This is a genomic window from Rhizobium sp. NXC14 (genome assembly GCF_002117485.1).
GTDB lineage: Bacteria > Pseudomonadota > Alphaproteobacteria > Rhizobiales > Rhizobiaceae > Rhizobium.
In genome coordinates, this window is the sequence record NZ_CP021030.1 from 3,370,710 (window position 1) to 3,387,951 (window position 17,242).

Sequence of the window (17,242 nt, forward strand, 5' to 3'; positions counted from 1 at the left end):
CCGACGACTTGATACAACCGGCAAGCATCTGGGTCGAAAAATCAGCCTTTGTTTGCCAACTCGAAAAGAACCTGCTGTTGCTGCGTCGCCAGCAATGCGCCCGCCAACGTCTCTTCCGGTCCGTCTTTCTCCCAACGCAATACATACCGTAGGATTGGCACATTGTGTTCGAGCGTTAGTTCGGACAGCCGCTGGCGCTCGCTTTCTTCATAGGCCGTATCATCGGCGAACTTATTGGTTATCGGCTTGTTTTTCCGAGCCAACAGCTCCGGCCTTATACGATCCTGCGAGGTGATGAATTCGAAATCGGCGATTGCATTTAGTTGCGCGTAAAACTGCGCCTCCGGCAGGACCCGTTTCCGCAAGTCCCGGTCAGGTCGAACGAAACACGAAACGATCCGCTTGGATCGGTCCATGCTGAACATCGCTGTATATGTAGCTGCTCCCGCGTATAGGGACACGCCACCCTCCAAATAAGCCAGCGGCTCTTGCAGTCGTGCGATACGTTCTTTGAGGTCTGATGGGGTCATGCCGAATACGCGTCCATGAAAAATGGGGCCGAATTGCTTCGGTCCCCAATACCTGGTCGTGATTGAGGTTTGCTTAAGGCTGCAACTCTCATGGTAAAGTCAACTTCGCCATCGCTTGGACGACCCTCAGTGACGCTTGTTGCCATGCGCCGTGCAGGCGGCAACGTAGGCCTCAACCAGATCGCCCTCCTCGGGCGTGAGGCTGTTCACCACGAATTGCGCGATATCCGTGGCAATGACGTGCTGATCGAAGACGAGCGCCATAATCAATTCGAGCGCCCGTTGGTCCTGTTCCAGTACACGGATGAGCGGCTTAATCGCCGCTTCCCGCATGATCCGCATTTCCAGCGGCATATCTTCCTTAGCAAGCACTTTGAACTTCATCGCGTTTAACTCCTTACGTTTGCGATGTTGGGAAATGAGGCAGCTATTCGCCCCATGAGGGTCACGGCATACTTCTGCGCGTGATGATGTCTTCGATGACGCCCCACATGTCGCGGAACGTAGCGAGGCCGCTGCTATCCTTGGATAGTGCAATGCGGAGGTCCTCGATTGCGTAGGGGATGCCTTCGCCATCGAGGACGCGGCAAGCCATCGGCAAAACGTCGTCCACGGTTGTCGCCGGAACGTCGAGTACAAGGCAGCGGTCGCGGACTGGATTACTAATCCCGCTAAGGTGGTTCGTCGTCAGAATGAAGAACACGCCCTTGTCCACCGACGGGAACTTGGTCATCAGTCCCTTCAGCGCAGCCATGGCCTGGGGCGTGAAATCATGGGCTTCATCCAAAATGACCACACGCAGGTTCTGCGAGTTGCGTGCGTATGTATGCACGGTCTGGCTGATGCTTTTGATCGTCTTGACGCTCGGATCTTCCGCCGCATCGACAAAACGGATGTCGTAGGACGTCATACCCGGGATGATCTCGGCAGCGAGCAACTTGGCAAGTTGCGTCTTGCCGCTGCCGGCAGGGCCTACCAGCAACAACGGGCGCGTGAACGTCCCCCTGGGATAGCCGTGGATGACGGTCATCGTCTTGAGGTTGAACGTTGTGTAGTCGGCGAGTTTCTTCGGCTCGTACTTCGACATGAGCGAAGACAAGGTGATTGTCATCGGAAAAATCCTTTATCTATGGGATGGGGAGTGCGTTGGCGGTTGAAAGCCACCATCGCATATCAGCTCACTCGGACTTGCCAGCGAGACGATCCTTGGCCGCGTCCTGCTCACCCGTGCTCGGCTGCGCGGGCTTCAGGATGACCTTGAAGTCCTTGACGTTCACCGGGTTTGCCAGCGCCTCGCCGACCCGCTTGGTCATCGCGTCGATAGCACCCTTGCCGGTGTGAACCGCAACCACTTCGAAATCGCCGTTCGCGCGTTCGGTGACGAACCAAACCGCCTTCTTGGACTCGGAGTGAACCGGGAGTGTCCAAGCACTCTCCTTAGGGCGCGGGATGATGAAGGCGTCCTTCCGCTCAGCCTTCATTGCTCCGTTTGCCTTGGCAATGGCAGCAGTCTTTTCGGCCTTGTTCTCCTCGCTCAGTGCTTCGTAGTCAGCACGACGAATAGCCTCGATGCCATTCTTATCTTCGATCCACTTGGCGAAGACATCGACGCCGATGTTCAGTGCGGCGCCCTTGAGCAGCACCGCGCTATAGGCACTGGCCTTCGACGGATCGGCGTTGCGGAACACCAATTTGACGGCAGCGAGTTCGCCCGTCGCAAGCGTCTGCAACTTGACACTGATCTCCTTCGCCGCCTTATGCAGGGCAACCTTGTCGTGGGTCTGGCTGAGACGGTAAGCGTCCTGCATCGCCACGTAGAGCGACTTATTCGCCGTACGCAGATTGTCCAGATAGGTCTGAACGTGTGCGTCCGCGTCCGTGAGAACGGTCTTGATCGCCTCGTTGGTGATCTTGTCGAGAGTGATAAAAGCCATTTAAATCTCCTTGTGTTTGGCGTTGATCACAAGGACATTTCTAGGCTGAGGGCGCGAAATTAGCAGTTCAGTTGGACGGCTATAAAAAACGTGAAATCAGTAGGTTACGGGATTTACGGGAACCCGCGCTCGACCAGATCTTGCTCTTCATAGCCCGGTCCTTGGCCAATTCGTATTTTCCGAAGGCCGCAAGCGCGCTCATGGCGACTTGTGGTCGAGCTTCGTGTTTCGCACTTCCGCTGGCCACTTGTTCAGCCGTGGTTGCTGCCACGGCGAGCCAAGCGCTTTCCCTGCGCGTCACAATCACGCTCCGCGTCTCCGGCAGTTCATCGCGAGCATAACGCCTTTGCAGCATGTCGAGGTCTTTGTCGCGACGATTACGCGGCAAAGCCATCTGCGCATCGATCCAATCGGCAATATCCTCGACCATCGCGCATGCCGACACGACATGATCGCGTCGCCAGCGTGTCCGATAGCGCACGAGCTGCGTGTGGTTCGGATCGCCGCCTTCTAACAGACCCTCGTCGTAGTCCTTAAAGAACCTTGCTCGTTTCGCGCGCGTGAGGTGCGCGTTGTGCTCCAGAGTCTCGGTGCTGATAGGGAAATTAAAGCGGTTCTTTTCAAACGAGGACAAGCTTTCGTACTGCCGGCGCTCGGACGGCAAGAGGCCGTCGCGCTTCAGTCCTTCCGCATCTGCGCGGGCACGCTTGCGATGCGCCTCGCGCTCAGCGGATGTGAGGCGAACACCGCGCTCATAAGCGGCTGCGTTTTCGCGCATCTTCGCTTCGTCAAAATCGGGGGTCTGAAGTTTGAACCAAACGAGGGTCATGGTTTCCAGCGCGTATTGGCGCTTGATCTCGTCGGGGTCGGTCTCGAAAGGGTCTGGGGTGAAAATATCGAGAAAATACCCGTCGTCCTCGGGTTTCAAACTACGGAGAGGCCAAAGGCGCTCATGAAATTCAGCCGTGTTCTCGGAGATTTCCGCGCTGGTGTCTATCCGAAATGCCCGACGTACAAGACGCGCACGTCGGATTAGGTCAAGGATCGTCGGTTTCGCATTCTTCATATCATGAAAGTCTAATTTTTCGCGTTACACGAAGGAAAATGCCATCGGCCAAACCTAAACGGTAGTGCCTAACGCACTATTAGGCTGAAACAAGAGGTGATTTCTTTTGGGAAAATTCGATCCGGACGGATCATAGGGTGGGATTTATGCTGACGTTGATACTTGAGTATCTGAGGTCTTCGACGCTGTGAATGCTCGATGCATTCGCTATGAAGACGTCTGTGGTTCTTCTGAACCATCTATCATCTGTTGGTAGAATTCCATTGCGGCTCTGCGGAGAGCAACAATGAAATGTCCAGACGATCGATCCGCAGGAAATGCAACGCAGGCGTGGCCACACGGTTTCGTTGCGGGTCTATGGTTCAGTGCTTCATGAATTGACGGACGAGAACCACTTGGTCCCCGTCGAAGGAAAAACTCTGCATTTCCTTGGTGCAGTATCCGGCGACACCGCCTGCATCGTAGATCGGCTGGAAATTGGTTTCCCCGGCGCGCGTCAGTCGGCTCCATTTGAACGCGGTCAGCACCGACAGGTCGGCGTCGGGGCAGTCGGGGAACTTCAGCAACCCATGGGCGTGAATGTTCGTCTTCGTATGCTCGATGAAGAAGATGCCGTCGGTGCGTTCTTCGGCAGGCAGCGTATGCCATTTGTGCCCCAAAAGCTCGCGGTCCATCATGCCGCAGAATTTGCCGATCAGCCGCGTCATCTCATGCAGGTCGCCGCTGCCGTTCGTCGCCAGCGTGACGAAGGCGTTCGGCTGCATCTGCTCGGCCATCTCGATATAGCCGTCGCGCAAGCGTTGGCGGCCTTCCTTGGTGTTCTGCTCCATGTCGTCTCCCTGCTGCTACCCGAGCAGCACTGTTTTGGTAAATAACTCAGTTATTTAGCGGCGAGCTGCGCGGACACGTGTCAAACAGGCGCAAACCACAGATATCAAAGGGAGGCAGACATGACGCACGACATCGCGTTTCTGGAGAAGGTTTACGAGCGCATGCATCAAGCAGGGCTCGTTGAGAGCAAGGTGGAGTTTTCCACCCGTATGCTCGGCAAAGGTCCGAGCTATCTGACATCAATGAGCGCCCGCGACCGCAATGTGCCGCAGGAGGTCGTTGCGCATCTGCGCGATAGAATCGCCGCCGACATCAACGACATCGACATCCAGGCCGGCGAGCTTGAGGAACAGCTTCGCCGCTGTAAGCTTGAGCAGGCACATCGCAGAGAGATGGTCGGCTGGATCGCGGAGGATGGCTGTCCGGCTGAACCGGGGACCGGCAGGAAAGCGCGCCTGCTTGCGAATTGGCTTGATATCGTGCGCAGCAGCCTAGCGCCCAGCGTTCGGTACTGAAATGGCTACAGCAGATCGACGGCGGCTTTCATCATCTCGTCGCGGACATCGATATAGCGTTGCGTCGTGGCCAGGTTCCGGTGCCCCGCCAGCGTCATGATGACCTTCGGGCTGACGCCTGAATGGGCAAGTCGCGTGATGAACCAGCGCCGGCCGCTATGCGAGGTCGCCCCGTCTAGGCCAGCGCTCCGATAAAGCTCTCCCATTAGCTGGCAGAGCGTGTTCGCGGAAAACGCCGTGCGCTTCTGCGTCATCAGCAACGGCGTGTCTGCCGCCCGGTCGCCAAGGTGCTCGCCGGCATATCGCTCGATCTCCCGGCGCAGCTTGTCGTTGAGGAAGACAACGCGTGCATGGCCACCCTTGGTAACCTCGGCGCTGAGCCGCAATTGCTCCCGAACCTTACCATCGCCGTCGATGATATCCCGAACAGTCAGCGCGGCAATCTCACCGACCCGCAGACCTGCCAGATGCGACAGCATCAGCGCCAGCCGGTTGCGGCCCGCATGCTTCATCTGTGCGACCACCGCCAGCATTCGTTTGAATTCGGCGTCTGTCAGGACCCGAGCCTGCTTCATCAGAACCTCACAAAAGACAGCGTTTCCATGCCATCCGTTATGTTGCCGATGGACTGAAAGGGCGAGCGGTCATTGCCAGCGGGAAATTGCTCTGCTGGATCAAGGCTATCCAGCCGCAGCAAGCGAGAATGTCAGGATTTGCGTGTTTTCTTAGGTCTCGCCGATCACATCAAGTCTTCGAAGCATTCGTGAGAAATATCTGACCATAGGGCGAGAACGACGCCAAGCTTCCGAATTAGATGGCAACCGCCTCCAAACCGATGAAGCGAATGCGCACCCCGTAACCCATCGCGGTAAGTCGAGAAGTTTCGTCCCGTAAGGATATCTTACTGAAGAATGGAATATTGAAGGCGCCATTCGCCCGCGGCGTATCGGCGATCCAGAACTCCACAGTCCAGGCCCGATCGACATCCGCCAGCGCGACCGTCAGCGCATATGACGCATCTGCACCGGAAATCTCCGCGGTTAGGGCAACAAGTTGGTCCCATGCTGCAGGATACCGTTTGAAATTCTGCGCAGCGTTCGATCCCTGTTTGAAAAAGTGGCTAAGGACGCTTGAGCGTCTTGAGCTCTTCTTCACATGAATGAAGCGCTTTCCAGTAATATCAAGAATGTCGCACGGCTCGAAATCCGAGCGTTGGACGCCGGGAATATTAACGCTTCGGGTGTCCAGCAGAACATAGCCAAGTGCCGTCGCACGCTCCGCGTTATAGCTTGCCTCTGACTGATATCGGCCATTACCGTCTTCATCGTACTCTTTGCGGAGAGGTACCGGCGGATTGTCCCAACCCATCACAAGATTGTCGTAAGTTTCCTCGATCGCGGTCTTAAAAATCTCATCGATCCGGTACCATTCACCTTCGTTCGCCGCATATCGCCCACCATCGTAAACCATTGAGCCGACAAGAGCCTTGCGGATTGACCACTTTTGATCTGGCCGCGCGTCATCCTCGAATTCGGCAATTATCTTATGGTCCCTAAGGGTTTGGGCGTCCACATCGGCAATCCGCATTCCCAGCGCAGATATGTAATGCCGCATAAGAAGATCAGGAAACCTGCCCCGCAATCGGGGGCCAGAAAAGCAATAAGCGACTCCATCATCATCGTGGTTCGCCGGCAGCCCGAGCTCAAAGTCTGCCTGACCCTGCCTGATGGTTTCTGCCGCTAGGTTGTCCAGTATGGTTATGAGACGGTTATCCGCGATTGGCGTCACGACATCAAGTATTTGGAAAGCAGTCTCCTGATAGCGCGTCGCCGTGAATAACCCGAGCGCCTCTGCCGCTATCTCAGGGAGATCGTTGAGATCGTACTCCCCCGTGACCTTGAGGGAGCGAGCGCCCGCTAGCGAATCTGCTAGAGTATCGTCTCGTGTTTTCCCGCTTACCTTGCGAACAAGATCCAGCGCGTCATCGAGTCCGAACGAGCGCAGATCACGCTGAAACGGAGAGAGTGATACTCCTCTCATAGCATCGCCAAGGTTAGCGCGCTCAAGCCGCTTGAGCTTGCTATCGTCCAACGCATTGATTGCGGCGCGCAGACCGAAATCGCCCTCGAAATTTTCCTCAGCGAGGTACATCCATCCATGTGCGAAAGTTGCAGCAAAAATCCGCTCAGACTGGCGAAAAGCAAGAATTGCACATGCTGAACTGGTCTGGATGTTTCCCGGTATCTGAAATTCACCGCGCAGTTCCCGCAACCACTTCGGCGGGAGTTCGCGAGAGTCGAATACATAGAGGCACGCCCCTTCCGCGAAATCCTCCCGGAGAACTATGTGTAAGAGTGGAGTTCCGATTTTGCTGGCCGCGGCCTCCGACAGCAACTGGGCAAAATCCTCGACATCGGGCTTGGCCAAATGCAGTGTGTATGACTTCTTTGCCATCGCTCCTCCGATGCCCATTTCTGCATCGACACGATGTGACGTCGTGTATACAAAGGCAACCACTGATTTTAAAGCCAACCAGGCACGCTGCGACAACCCAGCGATCACCTGATTAAATTTCCCATCATCTGTAACCGATCGGGTTAGGCTCAGGAGGCAATATGTTTGCAATCGCACCCACAGATTTGGATTGGTTCGACCGATTAAAAACTGGTCCCGTGCCAAGGTTAGTCAATTTTTGGACGCCAACGCCTTGGAATGTGCGCCGCCTAACGGTCAATGATAGATTCTATTTCCTCTTGAAGCATCCAATCCGGAAAGTCGGCGGCTACGGAAACTTCGATAGCTATGTTGAAATGCCTGCTGAAGACGCGTGGGAGAAATTCGGAATAGGTAATGGGCTTGATAGCAAAGAAGACTTAATTGCCAAGGTGCGAAACTTCACCGCGAGACGTTCCCTCGCCACGCTTAGCGGTAATCCAAGAATCGGCTGCATACTACTTCGCGAAGCTGTTTTTCTCAATGACGATGAATTTGTAGCACCAGATAACGTAGGGCACCTCTTCCCTCGGCAGGTAGTAAAGTTAAAATATTTCAATGACGTGGATCTGCTCGCTCCCGCCCTTGGCGCGTCAATATTAGCCAAGACGCCTTTCACGTTAATAGCTGGAACCGGCACGAAGAAGCAAGTTTCTCGGAAAGATAGAAAAGGACAGGCTGTATTTCGCCAGGTTATCCTCCGCAACTACGGTCATCGCTGCTGCATAACGGGTTCAACGCAAGAAGAGTTGTTAGAAGCAGCGCACATTCAGCCATACGTCGATTCTCGCAGCGACCATCCGCAAAATGGGCTTTGCATGCGCGCTGACATCCATCGCCTTTTTGACAGCGGACTGATAACAATAGATAGCAGCTTGCAATTGCAGGTTAGCCCAAAGCTAAAAGATGTTGAATATGTGAAAATGAAAGGCCAGCCTGTGACGGTTCCCGCATTGATAGAGGTCCGCCCCTCTGCCAAGGCGCTCGAATATCATCATGACCAGGTTTTTCGTCCGAAGGTTAATGCGTAGTATGTTTGAACAAGCGTTCAAGAGTATCGATGATGCACTTCGTAAAGAGGCGGGATGCACTACCGAGCTGGACTATACGGAACAGTCGTCGTGGATTCTGTTCCTCAAATATCTTAACGATCTTGAGGTTGAGCGTGAGACCAGGGCTGAACTGGAAGGGAAGCCCTACCGCTTCATCATCGATGACGAACACCGCTGGTCGCGTTGGGCTGCACCGAAGAAAGCCGACGGATCGCTGGACCGCGATAACGCGCTGACCGGCGACGACCTCATCGCCTACGTCAACGATCAGCTCTTCCCGTACCTGCGCGGCTTTAAGCAGCGGGCATCTAGCCCGCAGACCATCGAATACAAGATCGGGCAGATATTTGGCGAGATCAAGCCGAAGTTCAATAGCGGCTACAATTTGCGCGATGTGCTGGAATTTACCGACGAACTGCGCTTCGGCTCCGTCGTCGAAAAGCACGAGATGTCGGACCTCTACGAGGTCAAGATCAAACGCATGGGCAATGCGGGCCGCAATGGCGGAGAATACTATACGCCGCGCCCGCTCATCCGTGCCATGATCCAGGTGGTCAAGCCGAGGATCGGAGAAACCGTTTATGACGGCGCGGTTGGGTCGGCAGGCTTCCTTTGCGAAGGCTTCGAATACCTTTCCAGGCAGGCCAAGAGCACGGCCGATCTCGATACCCTGCAAAAACGCACGTTTTCAGGAGTGGAGAAAAAGAGCCTCGCGTACGTCATCGGGATCATGAACATGATCCTGCACGGAATCGAGGCGCCGGACATCGTGCATGACAACACACTCGGCCGTTCGTTCTCCGACATCCAGCCGCGGGACCAGAAGGATGTGATACTCGCCAATCCGCCTTTCGGCGGGTCAGAGCGGCGGGAGATTCAGCAGAATTTCCCGATCCGCACGAGCGAGACCGCTTACCTTTTCCTTCAGCATTTCATGAAGATGCTCAAGCCCGGCGGCCGCGCCGCCGTGGTCATTAAGAATACCTTCCTCTCGAATGGCGACGCTGCCGCGCTTCGCAAGGAACTGATTTCAACCTGCAACCTGCATACCGTCCTCGATTGTCCGCAAGGGACGTTCCAGGGCGCGGGCGTCAAGACCGTGGTGCTCTTCTTCGACAAGGGGGCGCCGACGCGGGAAACCTGGTACTACCAGCTCGATCCCGGCCGCAGCCTGGGCAAGACCACGGCGCTTACGGATGCGGATTTTGAAGAGTTCGTCCGCCTGCAAGCTACCCGCCACGTTTTCGAGAAGAGCTGGATCGTGAAGGTCGGCGATATCCACCCCGTTTCCTTCGATATGTCGGTGAAGAACCCGAACCGCGAGGAAACGGTAGCCTACCGTGATCCGAAAGACATCATTGAAGAGATGATCGCCCTCGATGCCGAAAGCGCAGAAATCCTCCAGACCATTCGGGGAATGCTGTGAACCCCTCCACACATATCAAACGTCTTGAAGATGTCGCCTACCTAGCGGGTCGTATCGGTTGGAAGGGGCTGACAGCTAAGGAATACACGCAGGAGGGGCCATATTTTTTGTCCGTGCACGGCCTTAACTATGGGTCAGAGGTTGATTTCAGAGACGCAAACCATATCAGCCAAGCCCGGTACGACGAGAGTCCTGAAATCATGCTCCGAGAGGGTGACGTATTAATTTGTAAGGATGGTGCGGGTATTGGAAAAACAGGCATTGTGGGAAACCTTCCCGGGCCAGCCACGATCAACTCCTCGCTCTTGTTGATACGGGCGGGCGAAAGGCTTGTTCCGAAATTCCTCTACTACTATCTTTCAAGCCCAGCTTTTCAAGCTCTGGTTCAGGAAAGAATAGATGGCGCGACTACGCCGCATCTATATCAGAGAGAGATTAGACAGTTTCCAATACCAATCCCGTCCCTTATCGAGCAGCAGCACCTCGTCACTATTCTCGACGAAACCTTCGAGGGGATCGCCAAGGCTACTTCTAATACGGAGCGCAACCTTGCAGATGCCGATGAGCTTTTCGACAGTGAACTGCAATCATTATTTGACGGAGTAGAATCTGGCGGAAAAAAATATATTTTCTCCGAAATCTGCGAAATTACATCACGCCTTGTCGATCCAAGGCTAAATGAATTTGAGAATCTGATTCATGTTGGAGGCGCCAACATGGTCTCAAAATCGGATGAACTAATAGACCTAAAGACGGCAAAAGAAGAGAATTTGATTTCTGGAAAATTCCTTTTTGACCAATCTATGGTTCTATACAGCAAAATTCGACCGTACCTTATGAAGGTATCGAGGCCGAGTTTCTCTGGTCTGTGCAGTGCCGATGTTTATCCCCTTTCGCCGCACAAAGGATTGCTTGATAAGGATTACCTTTTCTTTCTTCTATTGACAAAGAAATTTACAGATTACGCTGTAGTAGGTTCTGGTCGCGCAGGAATGCCAAAGGTTAATCGTAACCACATGTTTGCGTACAATTTGAAGATACCTAACATTTCGGTTCAGCGTGATGTTGCCCAAAGACTCAATCGAACTTTGGACGCAAGGGAGCAGCTCCAGAGAATTTACCTGCAAAAGCTAAATAAGCTTTATGAGCTAAGAGCATCTGCCCTCCGCAAAGCCTTTTCCGGCCAGCTCGCTTCTAAAAAGATGGTTGCTGCCACGGTCCAAGTTCCGGCAGTGGCGGATACGACGACCCCAGCGTTTACGGCTGACATTCTCGCTTTCGCATATTCAAAGCATCAGTCGGCCAACCGCAACCGGACATTCGGCCGGGTGAAAGGTCAGAAGGTTCTGCATCTCGTCGAGAGCATCGGCGGTGTGGAACTCGGGAGGGCGCCGATCAAGGATGCCGCCGGCCCGAATGACAGCCCGCATATGCGCAAGGCCGAGGCATGGGCCGCCGAGAACGACTATTTCACCTTCGTCCAACGTCACGGCGGCGGCTACGATTTCGTCAAGGGAAAATCGTTCGATCGGCTCTATGCCGGCGCGCTCGCGCGGCTTGCGACGCATCGCGGCGAAATTGGGCGTGTCGTCGATCTGCTGGTGCCGATGGATTCGGAAGAGGCGGAGGTCTTCGCCACGACGCATGCCGCCTGGAACAATCTCCTTCTGGACGGCAAACAGCCGTCCGATGCCGAAATCCTGTACGAGGCGCGTGAGAACTGGCATGCGAGCAAACTGAAAATTCCGCAAAGCAAGTTTCTCAACGCTTTGCGCCGAATCAAGACGGGGCAACTCGTCCCGACCGGTTCCGGCAAACGGGTCGGCGGCCAGGAGGCGCTTCTGTGAACGAGGCTGAAACCCGCGCCGAGCTAATTGACCCGGCTCTGGCCGCCGCCGGCTGGGGGGTGGCGGAAGGCACCCGCGTCGCGCGCGAGTTTCAGATCACCGCGGGGCGGCTAGAAGGCGCAGGTCGTCGGGGGAAGGCAGACAAAGCCGATTACGTCCTGATCTATCGCGGCAAACGTCTTGCAGTTATCGAGGCCAAGAAGCGCGGTGCCCATGTGACGGAAGGGCTTGCCCAGGCAAAGGCCTATGCAGCGAAGCTGCAAATCCGCTTCACCTATGCAACTAACGGCACTGGTGTGTACCAGGCCGATATGCAGACCGGCGCGGAAGGACACGCGCTCGGCTTTCCAACGCCACAGCAACTTTGGGATTGGACATACGCCGAGGAAAACGTCTGGCGGGACCGTTTTGCCGCGGTTCCGGTTGAAGATAAAGGTGGCTCGTGGACCTCGCGTTACTATCAGGACATCGCAATTGACCGCGTCATGGAGGTGGTGGCAGCAGGCGGGAGCCGTATCCTTATCACGCTCGCCACCGGTACCGGCAAAACCTACGTCGCCTTTCAGATAGCATGGAAGCTCTATCACGCCCGCTGGAGCCTTAACCGCGAACCGACCCGCCGACCGCGCATCCTGTTCCTCGCCGACCGGAACATTCTTGCCGATCAGGCATACAACGCATTCTCGCCCTTCGCCGACGATGCGCGCGTGCGGATAGACCCCGGCAAGATCAGGAAGACAGGCCGCGTTCCCAAGAACGGATCAGTCTTCTTCACCATCTTCCAGACCTTCATGACCGGGACGAACGCGGAAGGCGTGCCGTCTCCATCCTTCTTCGACTATCCGCCCGATTTCTTCGACTTCATCATCATCGATGAGTGCCATCGAGGCGGCGCGCGGGATGAGAGCAACTGGCGCGGCATCCTCGAGTATTTCTCGCCCGCTGTGCAGCTCGGCTTGACCGCGACGCCCAAGCGCAGGGACAACGTGGATACGTACGCCTATTTCGGAGAGCCGGTTTACACCTATTCGCTGCGCGAAGGCATCAATGACGGCTTCCTGACGCCCTTCAAGGTGAAGCAGATCGCCACGACTTTGGATGATTACGTCTATACAAGCGATGACGACGTGATCGAAGGCGAGGTCGAGACGGGCAAGCGCTACACGGAAGGCGATTTCAACCGCATCATTGAAATCGCCGAACGCGAGCGATATCGCGTCAAGACCTTCATGGAAATGATCGACCAGAATCAGAAGACCATTGTCTTTTGCGCCACGCAGGATCATGCCGCCGCCGTACGCGACCTGATCAACCAGATGAAGGCCAGCACCAATCCGAACTACTGCGTCCGCGTGACTGCAAACGATGGGGCAGAAGGGGAAACCTGGCTGCGAACCTTTCAGGACAACGAAAAAACCATTCCCACCATTCTCACCACGTCGCAGAAGCTATCGACCGGGATAGACGCGCGAAATGTGCGCAACATCGTCCTGATGCGTCCTGTCAATTCGATGATCGAGTTCAAGCAGATCGTCGGGCGCGGCACGCGGCTATACGACGGGAAGGACTATTTCACGATCTATGATTTCGTGAAGGCCTACCAGCATTTCTCCGATCCTGAATGGGACGGCGAACCCGCCGAGCCGCCGGAACCTGACGAGCCAAGATCTCCGCGCCCGCCCAAACAGCCCGGCGACGATAGCGGCACCATCGTCGATCCGCCGCCGTCTGGAGGCCGCATTAAAATAAGACTCGCGGACGGCAAAGAGCGGTCGCTTCAGCATATCGCGGCGACAATGTTCTACAGCCCCGACGGGCGGCCTCTATCGGCAGCGGAATTCATCGAGCGTCTGTTCGGGGACCTACCGGCCCTCTTTAAGGACGAGGCCGAGCTGCGCAAGCTCTGGGGCGATCCCACGACGCGCAAAGGGCTTCTTGATAACTTAAACGACCGGGGCTATGGGCGCGAGCAGCTTAGCGAAATCCGTCGTATGATCGACGCAGAGAAAAGCGACTTATTTGACGTGCTCGCCTATATCGCTTTCGCCCTACCGACCATAACGCGAGCGGAACGGGTTGCGACGCGTAAGACTGTTATCTTGCCCCAATATGAAGACAACCTTCAAGCGTTCCTCGATTTCGTACTATTTCAATACGTTGAGCGCGGTGTAGAGGAGCTTGATCAAGACAAATTGGCGGACCTGATGATCCTGAAATACCGCGGCCTACCTGACGCCACTGCGGCACTTGGCGGCAACGTACGGAGGATAAGGGAAGCATTCGTAAGTTTCCAGCCGATGCTATATTCCTGAGTCCGTTGGCCAATCCTTTCTAAAAATTCGACGAAACGGTTGTCCATGATCTAGCATTTTCTTCGCGTAAAGATAGCATTGATCCATGTATCGCTGCGGTATCTGGGGGGTGTTATGAAGCTGCTAATTACCGACGTTACCGAAATGCATGCCGGGAATTTTTGTGTCGCAGGATGGCGTTCGGCAACGTCTTCAATGGTTCGTCCTCTCCCTAATGGAGCAAATTGGACCGCTGCATTGCTGATCCAACACCAGATTGCACCTGGGACCATTATAAAAGTTCAAGCTAACGGTCACCCACCCAACGGAGCGTTTCCCCATCGAACAGAAGACACGCCTGTGGACCCCACCACAATTCAGTTAGTTTCGTCTCCTCCCTTCAATTGGATGGGCGTTGGCGCGCCCGCTGTAAGCAATTCACTCAAAGCCGCTTTTGGTCCACAATTAGCTGCCAACAGTGAGTGGAATGGTGTCTTACAAGGCGTTCATATACCTGCCAACTCCGTAGGGCCGTCGTTAGGAGCCCTGCGGCTCCATAAGAACCAAGTGTCGTTTGTAGAGGAATTTGGAAAACTGAAGGTTATAGTTGATGATGGCCAGAATGAATACAAGATCGCAGTTTCGAGTGCAGAACTGAAGCAGGTATGGCGAACTGGCGGATTGGCAGCGGTTAATCAATTTGTTCCAAACCAGCATTTGCACGTGAGAATTGGGTTAGCGCGAGCATTTGGTAATCCGCCCGCCTACTGCTATGCGATGTTAAACGGGATTCACTGGTGATGTCTTCCAACACGCAATCGACATTATTTACCATCGGTCACTCGACGCACACTTATGAGAAATTCCTCTCGCTGCTTCTACATGCCGGAATCACCGCTATTGCGGATGTTCGTAGCAGCCCATTCTCCAAACACTTCTCTCATTTTAATGGGGATACCCTAAAGCGCGAGCTTCGAAAGGACGGTATAGAGTATTCTTTTCTCGGAGAAGAGTTGGGGGGGCGACCAACAAGTCCTGATTTCTTTTGTGAAGGGGTAGCCGATTATGAAAAAATGGCGAAGGCCGATAAGTTCAAGAGGGGGCTTTCCAGGGTAATTGAAGGCGCACGCACGTATCAGGTCGCCCTTATGTGCTCAGAGCACAATCCGCTAGATTGTCATCGTTGCCTCTTGGTCGGCAGAGCCTTGAAAGAAAACGGCCTCGACGTGCGTCATATTCTGTCGGACGGTCGGATACGTTCTCACCGGCATATAGAAGACAATCTTCTCGCTCTGCTCGGCAACACTACTGGAGACTTGTTCATGCCTGCGCAAGATCGCCTATCAGCTGCATATCGTGATCGAGCCAGCAAAGTCGCATACGCTTTGCCAGTACACCGGAAAGCCACGTACTAATGGAAAAAGTTGATACATTTACGATTGGTTTTACGCAGACGACGGCCCAGAATTTCTTTGAACGACTAAAGAATGCAGGCGTCAAACGATTGTTAGACGTCCGCTTGAATAATACCTCTCAGTTGGCAGGCTTCGCAAAAGCCAACGATCTAAGATTTTTTTTGAAAACTATTGCTGAAATAGATTATGCTCACGAGCCAAATCTGGCGCCAACAGAAGCTATGCTTACAGCCTTTAAGAAAGAAAAAGGCGACTGGTATACTTATCGAGCTCGATTTATGAACTTGATGGAATTACGACACGTCGAAGAACGATACACTCCTGGGTCGTTTCACGGAGCATGTTTGCTGTGCTCTGAAGCAAAGCCTCATAATTGCCACCGGCAGCTTGTTTGTGAATATCTCAACGGAAAATGGGGAGGTTCTTTAAAGGTTCGCCATCTTTAAGAGCTTGAATCGTGTGACTCCCACCGTCTCAAACCGCTTTGCGGCACCGGCCACCGTCAACAGGAACCTTGCTATTCAAGGCTCTTGAAAACGGGGCGCAACTTAGCGCATAGTTAGCAGAAGGGCTAAACAAAACCAATAAATTCAATTAATTAGAACAACATTCTCCCAATTCCGATGACGCTCTTCGATAGTGTCAGAAAAATCGGCCTGAGCTAATCTGAGATCTGAAGCGACGGCCAAATTCTAGCGCAGTCCTAGCGCAGTCTGAAATCAGCACTATAAAAATCAAATGGTTAGAACCTATGTCTTCCAATTCCGATTCCAAAGGTCACAGGTTCGAATCCTGTCGGGTGCGCCATCATCTTATCGAAATTGTTGAATTGTCGGCTTTTGCGCTCTTCCTCAAAACGGCAATATCGGCAGCGCAATGCTAACCACTCCGGAAAACTCGTTGTTTTCAATATCGGCGAATAGCGGCCGCAGCCCGCGTTAGCACGGTGTTAGCGTAAGTCACCTACCATAGCGACACTATCGGAAACCCGGTTTGTCCGTTGCAACAGCACAAATGGACGCTGGGGATCACGGAAACGCCACGGCTTACGGAGATTGCATGAAACCGGTTCTAGCCAGCCTGATATTGTCGTCTGCCATGCTGCTATCCAGCGCGTCGGGATTTGCCGCTTCTGGCGGATGGCAGTCGGATGGGCAAGGCACGAGATATTGGCATGTCACCCCGCCGCCCGGGCAATGCAATATAAGTCAGGCGAAAAACCGTGCGCTTCGGGCCGGCATCTATCGCAGCGAGATCATGCAGCAGGATGAGAATATCATCGTGCTCAGAGGCCTGGATGAATCGGGCGACCGGCGAACGATCGGTTTCGGCAACATCAGGGGATGTCCAGAGTTGGAAGGCTACGAGGAAAGCCCGAACTTCTGAGGGTATTTAAAGCCGACCATCGCCGTAACTGGCTCCGGCAATTGAATTGGATGCGACCGGACGACGCGACCGGTCGGCCAGGGCCACAAGCCCGTCCAGGTGTCCGCGAGCCCTTGGAAAACGATCTCCCGAAAACAGTGCGACGCCTGCTCCAGAATACGCCATTTACCTCCCGGCGGGGACTGGAAGCGTGAAATCACGCTCGATTTCGTTGACGTTATTCGTGATCGCCAAGGCTTTCAATCCCCACGATTCCCCGTCACCCCGCCGGAAGTATACCGTCGCGGCACTTCTTGAAAACAGGCGGCGACCGCCGCGCTGTTCAAGTAAGAGACTCCATCGCCGCTGGCGCGGGCCAACCGGGAAAACAAATGAGCGCCCCTGAATGCTGATTTACAACAGCGCAGAAAATAAAGATTGAAATCGGCCCCGCCCGTAAATCTTTTATCAGGCCCT

At 54.4% G+C, this 17,242-nt stretch carries 17 protein-coding genes; 9 read left to right on the forward strand and 8 right to left on the reverse strand.

Going from position 1 to position 17,242, the window contains the following annotated elements:
- Window positions 1-41: 41 nt before the first annotated feature.
- The 6 genes from NXC14_RS16560 to NXC14_RS16585 all read right to left on the reverse strand — a co-directional run bounded on the left by NXC14_RS16560 (window position 42) and on the right by NXC14_RS16585 (window position 4,360).
- Window positions 42-530, reverse strand: coding sequence for a hypothetical protein (locus tag NXC14_RS16560; protein ID WP_157131421.1), 489 nt, complete (start codon window positions 528-530; stop codon window positions 42-44).
- 126 nt (window positions 531-656) lie between these two features.
- On the reverse strand, window positions 657-914 hold the full coding sequence (locus tag NXC14_RS16565) for a hypothetical protein (protein ID WP_085779066.1): 258 nt from the start codon (window positions 912-914) through the stop codon (window positions 657-659).
- Between the two features lie 61 nt (window positions 915-975).
- A complete protein-coding gene (locus NXC14_RS16570) occupies window positions 976-1,641 on the reverse strand; it encodes an AAA family ATPase (RefSeq protein ID WP_085779067.1) in 666 nt (221 codons plus the stop codon).
- A gap of 67 nt (window positions 1,642-1,708) precedes the next feature.
- Window positions 1,709-2,464 (reverse strand): hypothetical protein, encoded by a 756-nt coding sequence (locus NXC14_RS16575; protein WP_085779068.1) that lies wholly within the window; start codon window positions 2,462-2,464, stop codon window positions 1,709-1,711.
- A gap of 79 nt (window positions 2,465-2,543) precedes the next feature.
- Entirely contained in the window at window positions 2,544-3,530 is a 987-nt protein-coding gene (locus tag NXC14_RS16580) for a hypothetical protein (RefSeq protein ID WP_085779069.1), read from the reverse strand.
- A gap of 362 nt (window positions 3,531-3,892) precedes the next feature.
- Window positions 3,893-4,360: a hypothetical protein gene (locus tag NXC14_RS16585; protein ID WP_085779070.1), complete on the reverse strand. Its 468-nt coding sequence runs from the start codon at window positions 4,358-4,360 to the stop codon at window positions 3,893-3,895.
- Window positions 4,361-4,480: 120 nt separating this feature from the next.
- Here NXC14_RS16585 and NXC14_RS16590 point away from each other — a divergent pair, with 120 nt between their 5' ends.
- Entirely contained in the window at window positions 4,481-4,876 is a 396-nt protein-coding gene (locus tag NXC14_RS16590) for a DUF6626 family protein (RefSeq protein ID WP_085779071.1), read from the forward strand.
- Between the two features lie 5 nt (window positions 4,877-4,881).
- Here the strand turns inward: NXC14_RS16590 and NXC14_RS16595 are convergent, their stop codons facing one another.
- Together NXC14_RS16595 and NXC14_RS16600 are read right to left on the reverse strand one after the other, a co-directional pair.
- The gene (locus NXC14_RS16595; RefSeq protein ID WP_085779072.1) at window positions 4,882-5,451 is read right to left on the reverse strand and encodes a site-specific integrase; all 570 of its coding nucleotides are present in this window, start codon (window positions 5,449-5,451) and stop codon (window positions 4,882-4,884) included.
- Between the two features lie 235 nt (window positions 5,452-5,686).
- Window positions 5,687-7,330: a DUF6119 family protein gene (locus NXC14_RS16600; protein ID WP_198175461.1), complete on the reverse strand. Its 1,644-nt coding sequence runs from the start codon at window positions 7,328-7,330 to the stop codon at window positions 5,687-5,689.
- Between the two features lie 161 nt (window positions 7,331-7,491).
- On the opposite strand from NXC14_RS16600, the gene NXC14_RS16605 reads away from it, so the two are divergent.
- The 8 genes from NXC14_RS16605 to NXC14_RS16635 all read left to right on the forward strand — a co-directional run bounded on the left by NXC14_RS16605 (window position 7,492) and on the right by NXC14_RS16635 (window position 16,786).
- The gene (locus tag NXC14_RS16605; RefSeq protein WP_085779074.1) at window positions 7,492-8,400 is read left to right on the forward strand and encodes an HNH endonuclease signature motif containing protein; all 909 of its coding nucleotides are present in this window, start codon (window positions 7,492-7,494) and stop codon (window positions 8,398-8,400) included.
- A 1-nt stretch (window position 8,401) separates the two neighbouring features.
- Window positions 8,402-9,847: an N-6 DNA methylase gene (locus NXC14_RS16610; RefSeq protein ID WP_085779075.1), complete on the forward strand. Its 1,446-nt coding sequence runs from the start codon at window positions 8,402-8,404 to the stop codon at window positions 9,845-9,847.
- Window positions 9,844-11,694: a restriction endonuclease subunit S gene (locus tag NXC14_RS16615; protein ID WP_085779076.1), complete on the forward strand. Its 1,851-nt coding sequence runs from the start codon at window positions 9,844-9,846 to the stop codon at window positions 11,692-11,694. The genes NXC14_RS16610 and NXC14_RS16615 overlap by 4 nt, the downstream gene beginning before the upstream one ends.
- Window positions 11,691-14,006, forward strand: a complete 2,316-nt coding sequence (locus NXC14_RS16620; protein ID WP_085779077.1) for a type I restriction endonuclease subunit R — start codon at window positions 11,691-11,693, stop codon at window positions 14,004-14,006. The genes NXC14_RS16615 and NXC14_RS16620 overlap by 4 nt, the downstream gene beginning before the upstream one ends.
- Before the next feature lie 114 nt (window positions 14,007-14,120).
- Window positions 14,121-14,786, forward strand: coding sequence for a hypothetical protein (locus tag NXC14_RS32480; RefSeq protein WP_157131423.1), 666 nt, complete (start codon window positions 14,121-14,123; stop codon window positions 14,784-14,786).
- A complete protein-coding gene (locus tag NXC14_RS16625; protein ID WP_198175462.1) occupies window positions 14,786-15,400 on the forward strand; it encodes a DUF488 domain-containing protein in 615 nt (204 codons plus the stop codon). Before NXC14_RS32480 ends, NXC14_RS16625 begins: the two co-directional genes overlap by 1 nt.
- Window positions 15,400-15,846: a DUF488 domain-containing protein gene (locus NXC14_RS16630; protein WP_085779079.1), complete on the forward strand. Its 447-nt coding sequence runs from the start codon at window positions 15,400-15,402 to the stop codon at window positions 15,844-15,846. Before NXC14_RS16625 ends, NXC14_RS16630 begins: the two co-directional genes overlap by 1 nt.
- A gap of 613 nt (window positions 15,847-16,459) precedes the next feature.
- The gene (locus NXC14_RS16635) at window positions 16,460-16,786 is read left to right on the forward strand and encodes a hypothetical protein (protein WP_085779080.1); all 327 of its coding nucleotides are present in this window, start codon (window positions 16,460-16,462) and stop codon (window positions 16,784-16,786) included.
- Window positions 16,787-17,242: the final 456 nt, after the last annotated feature.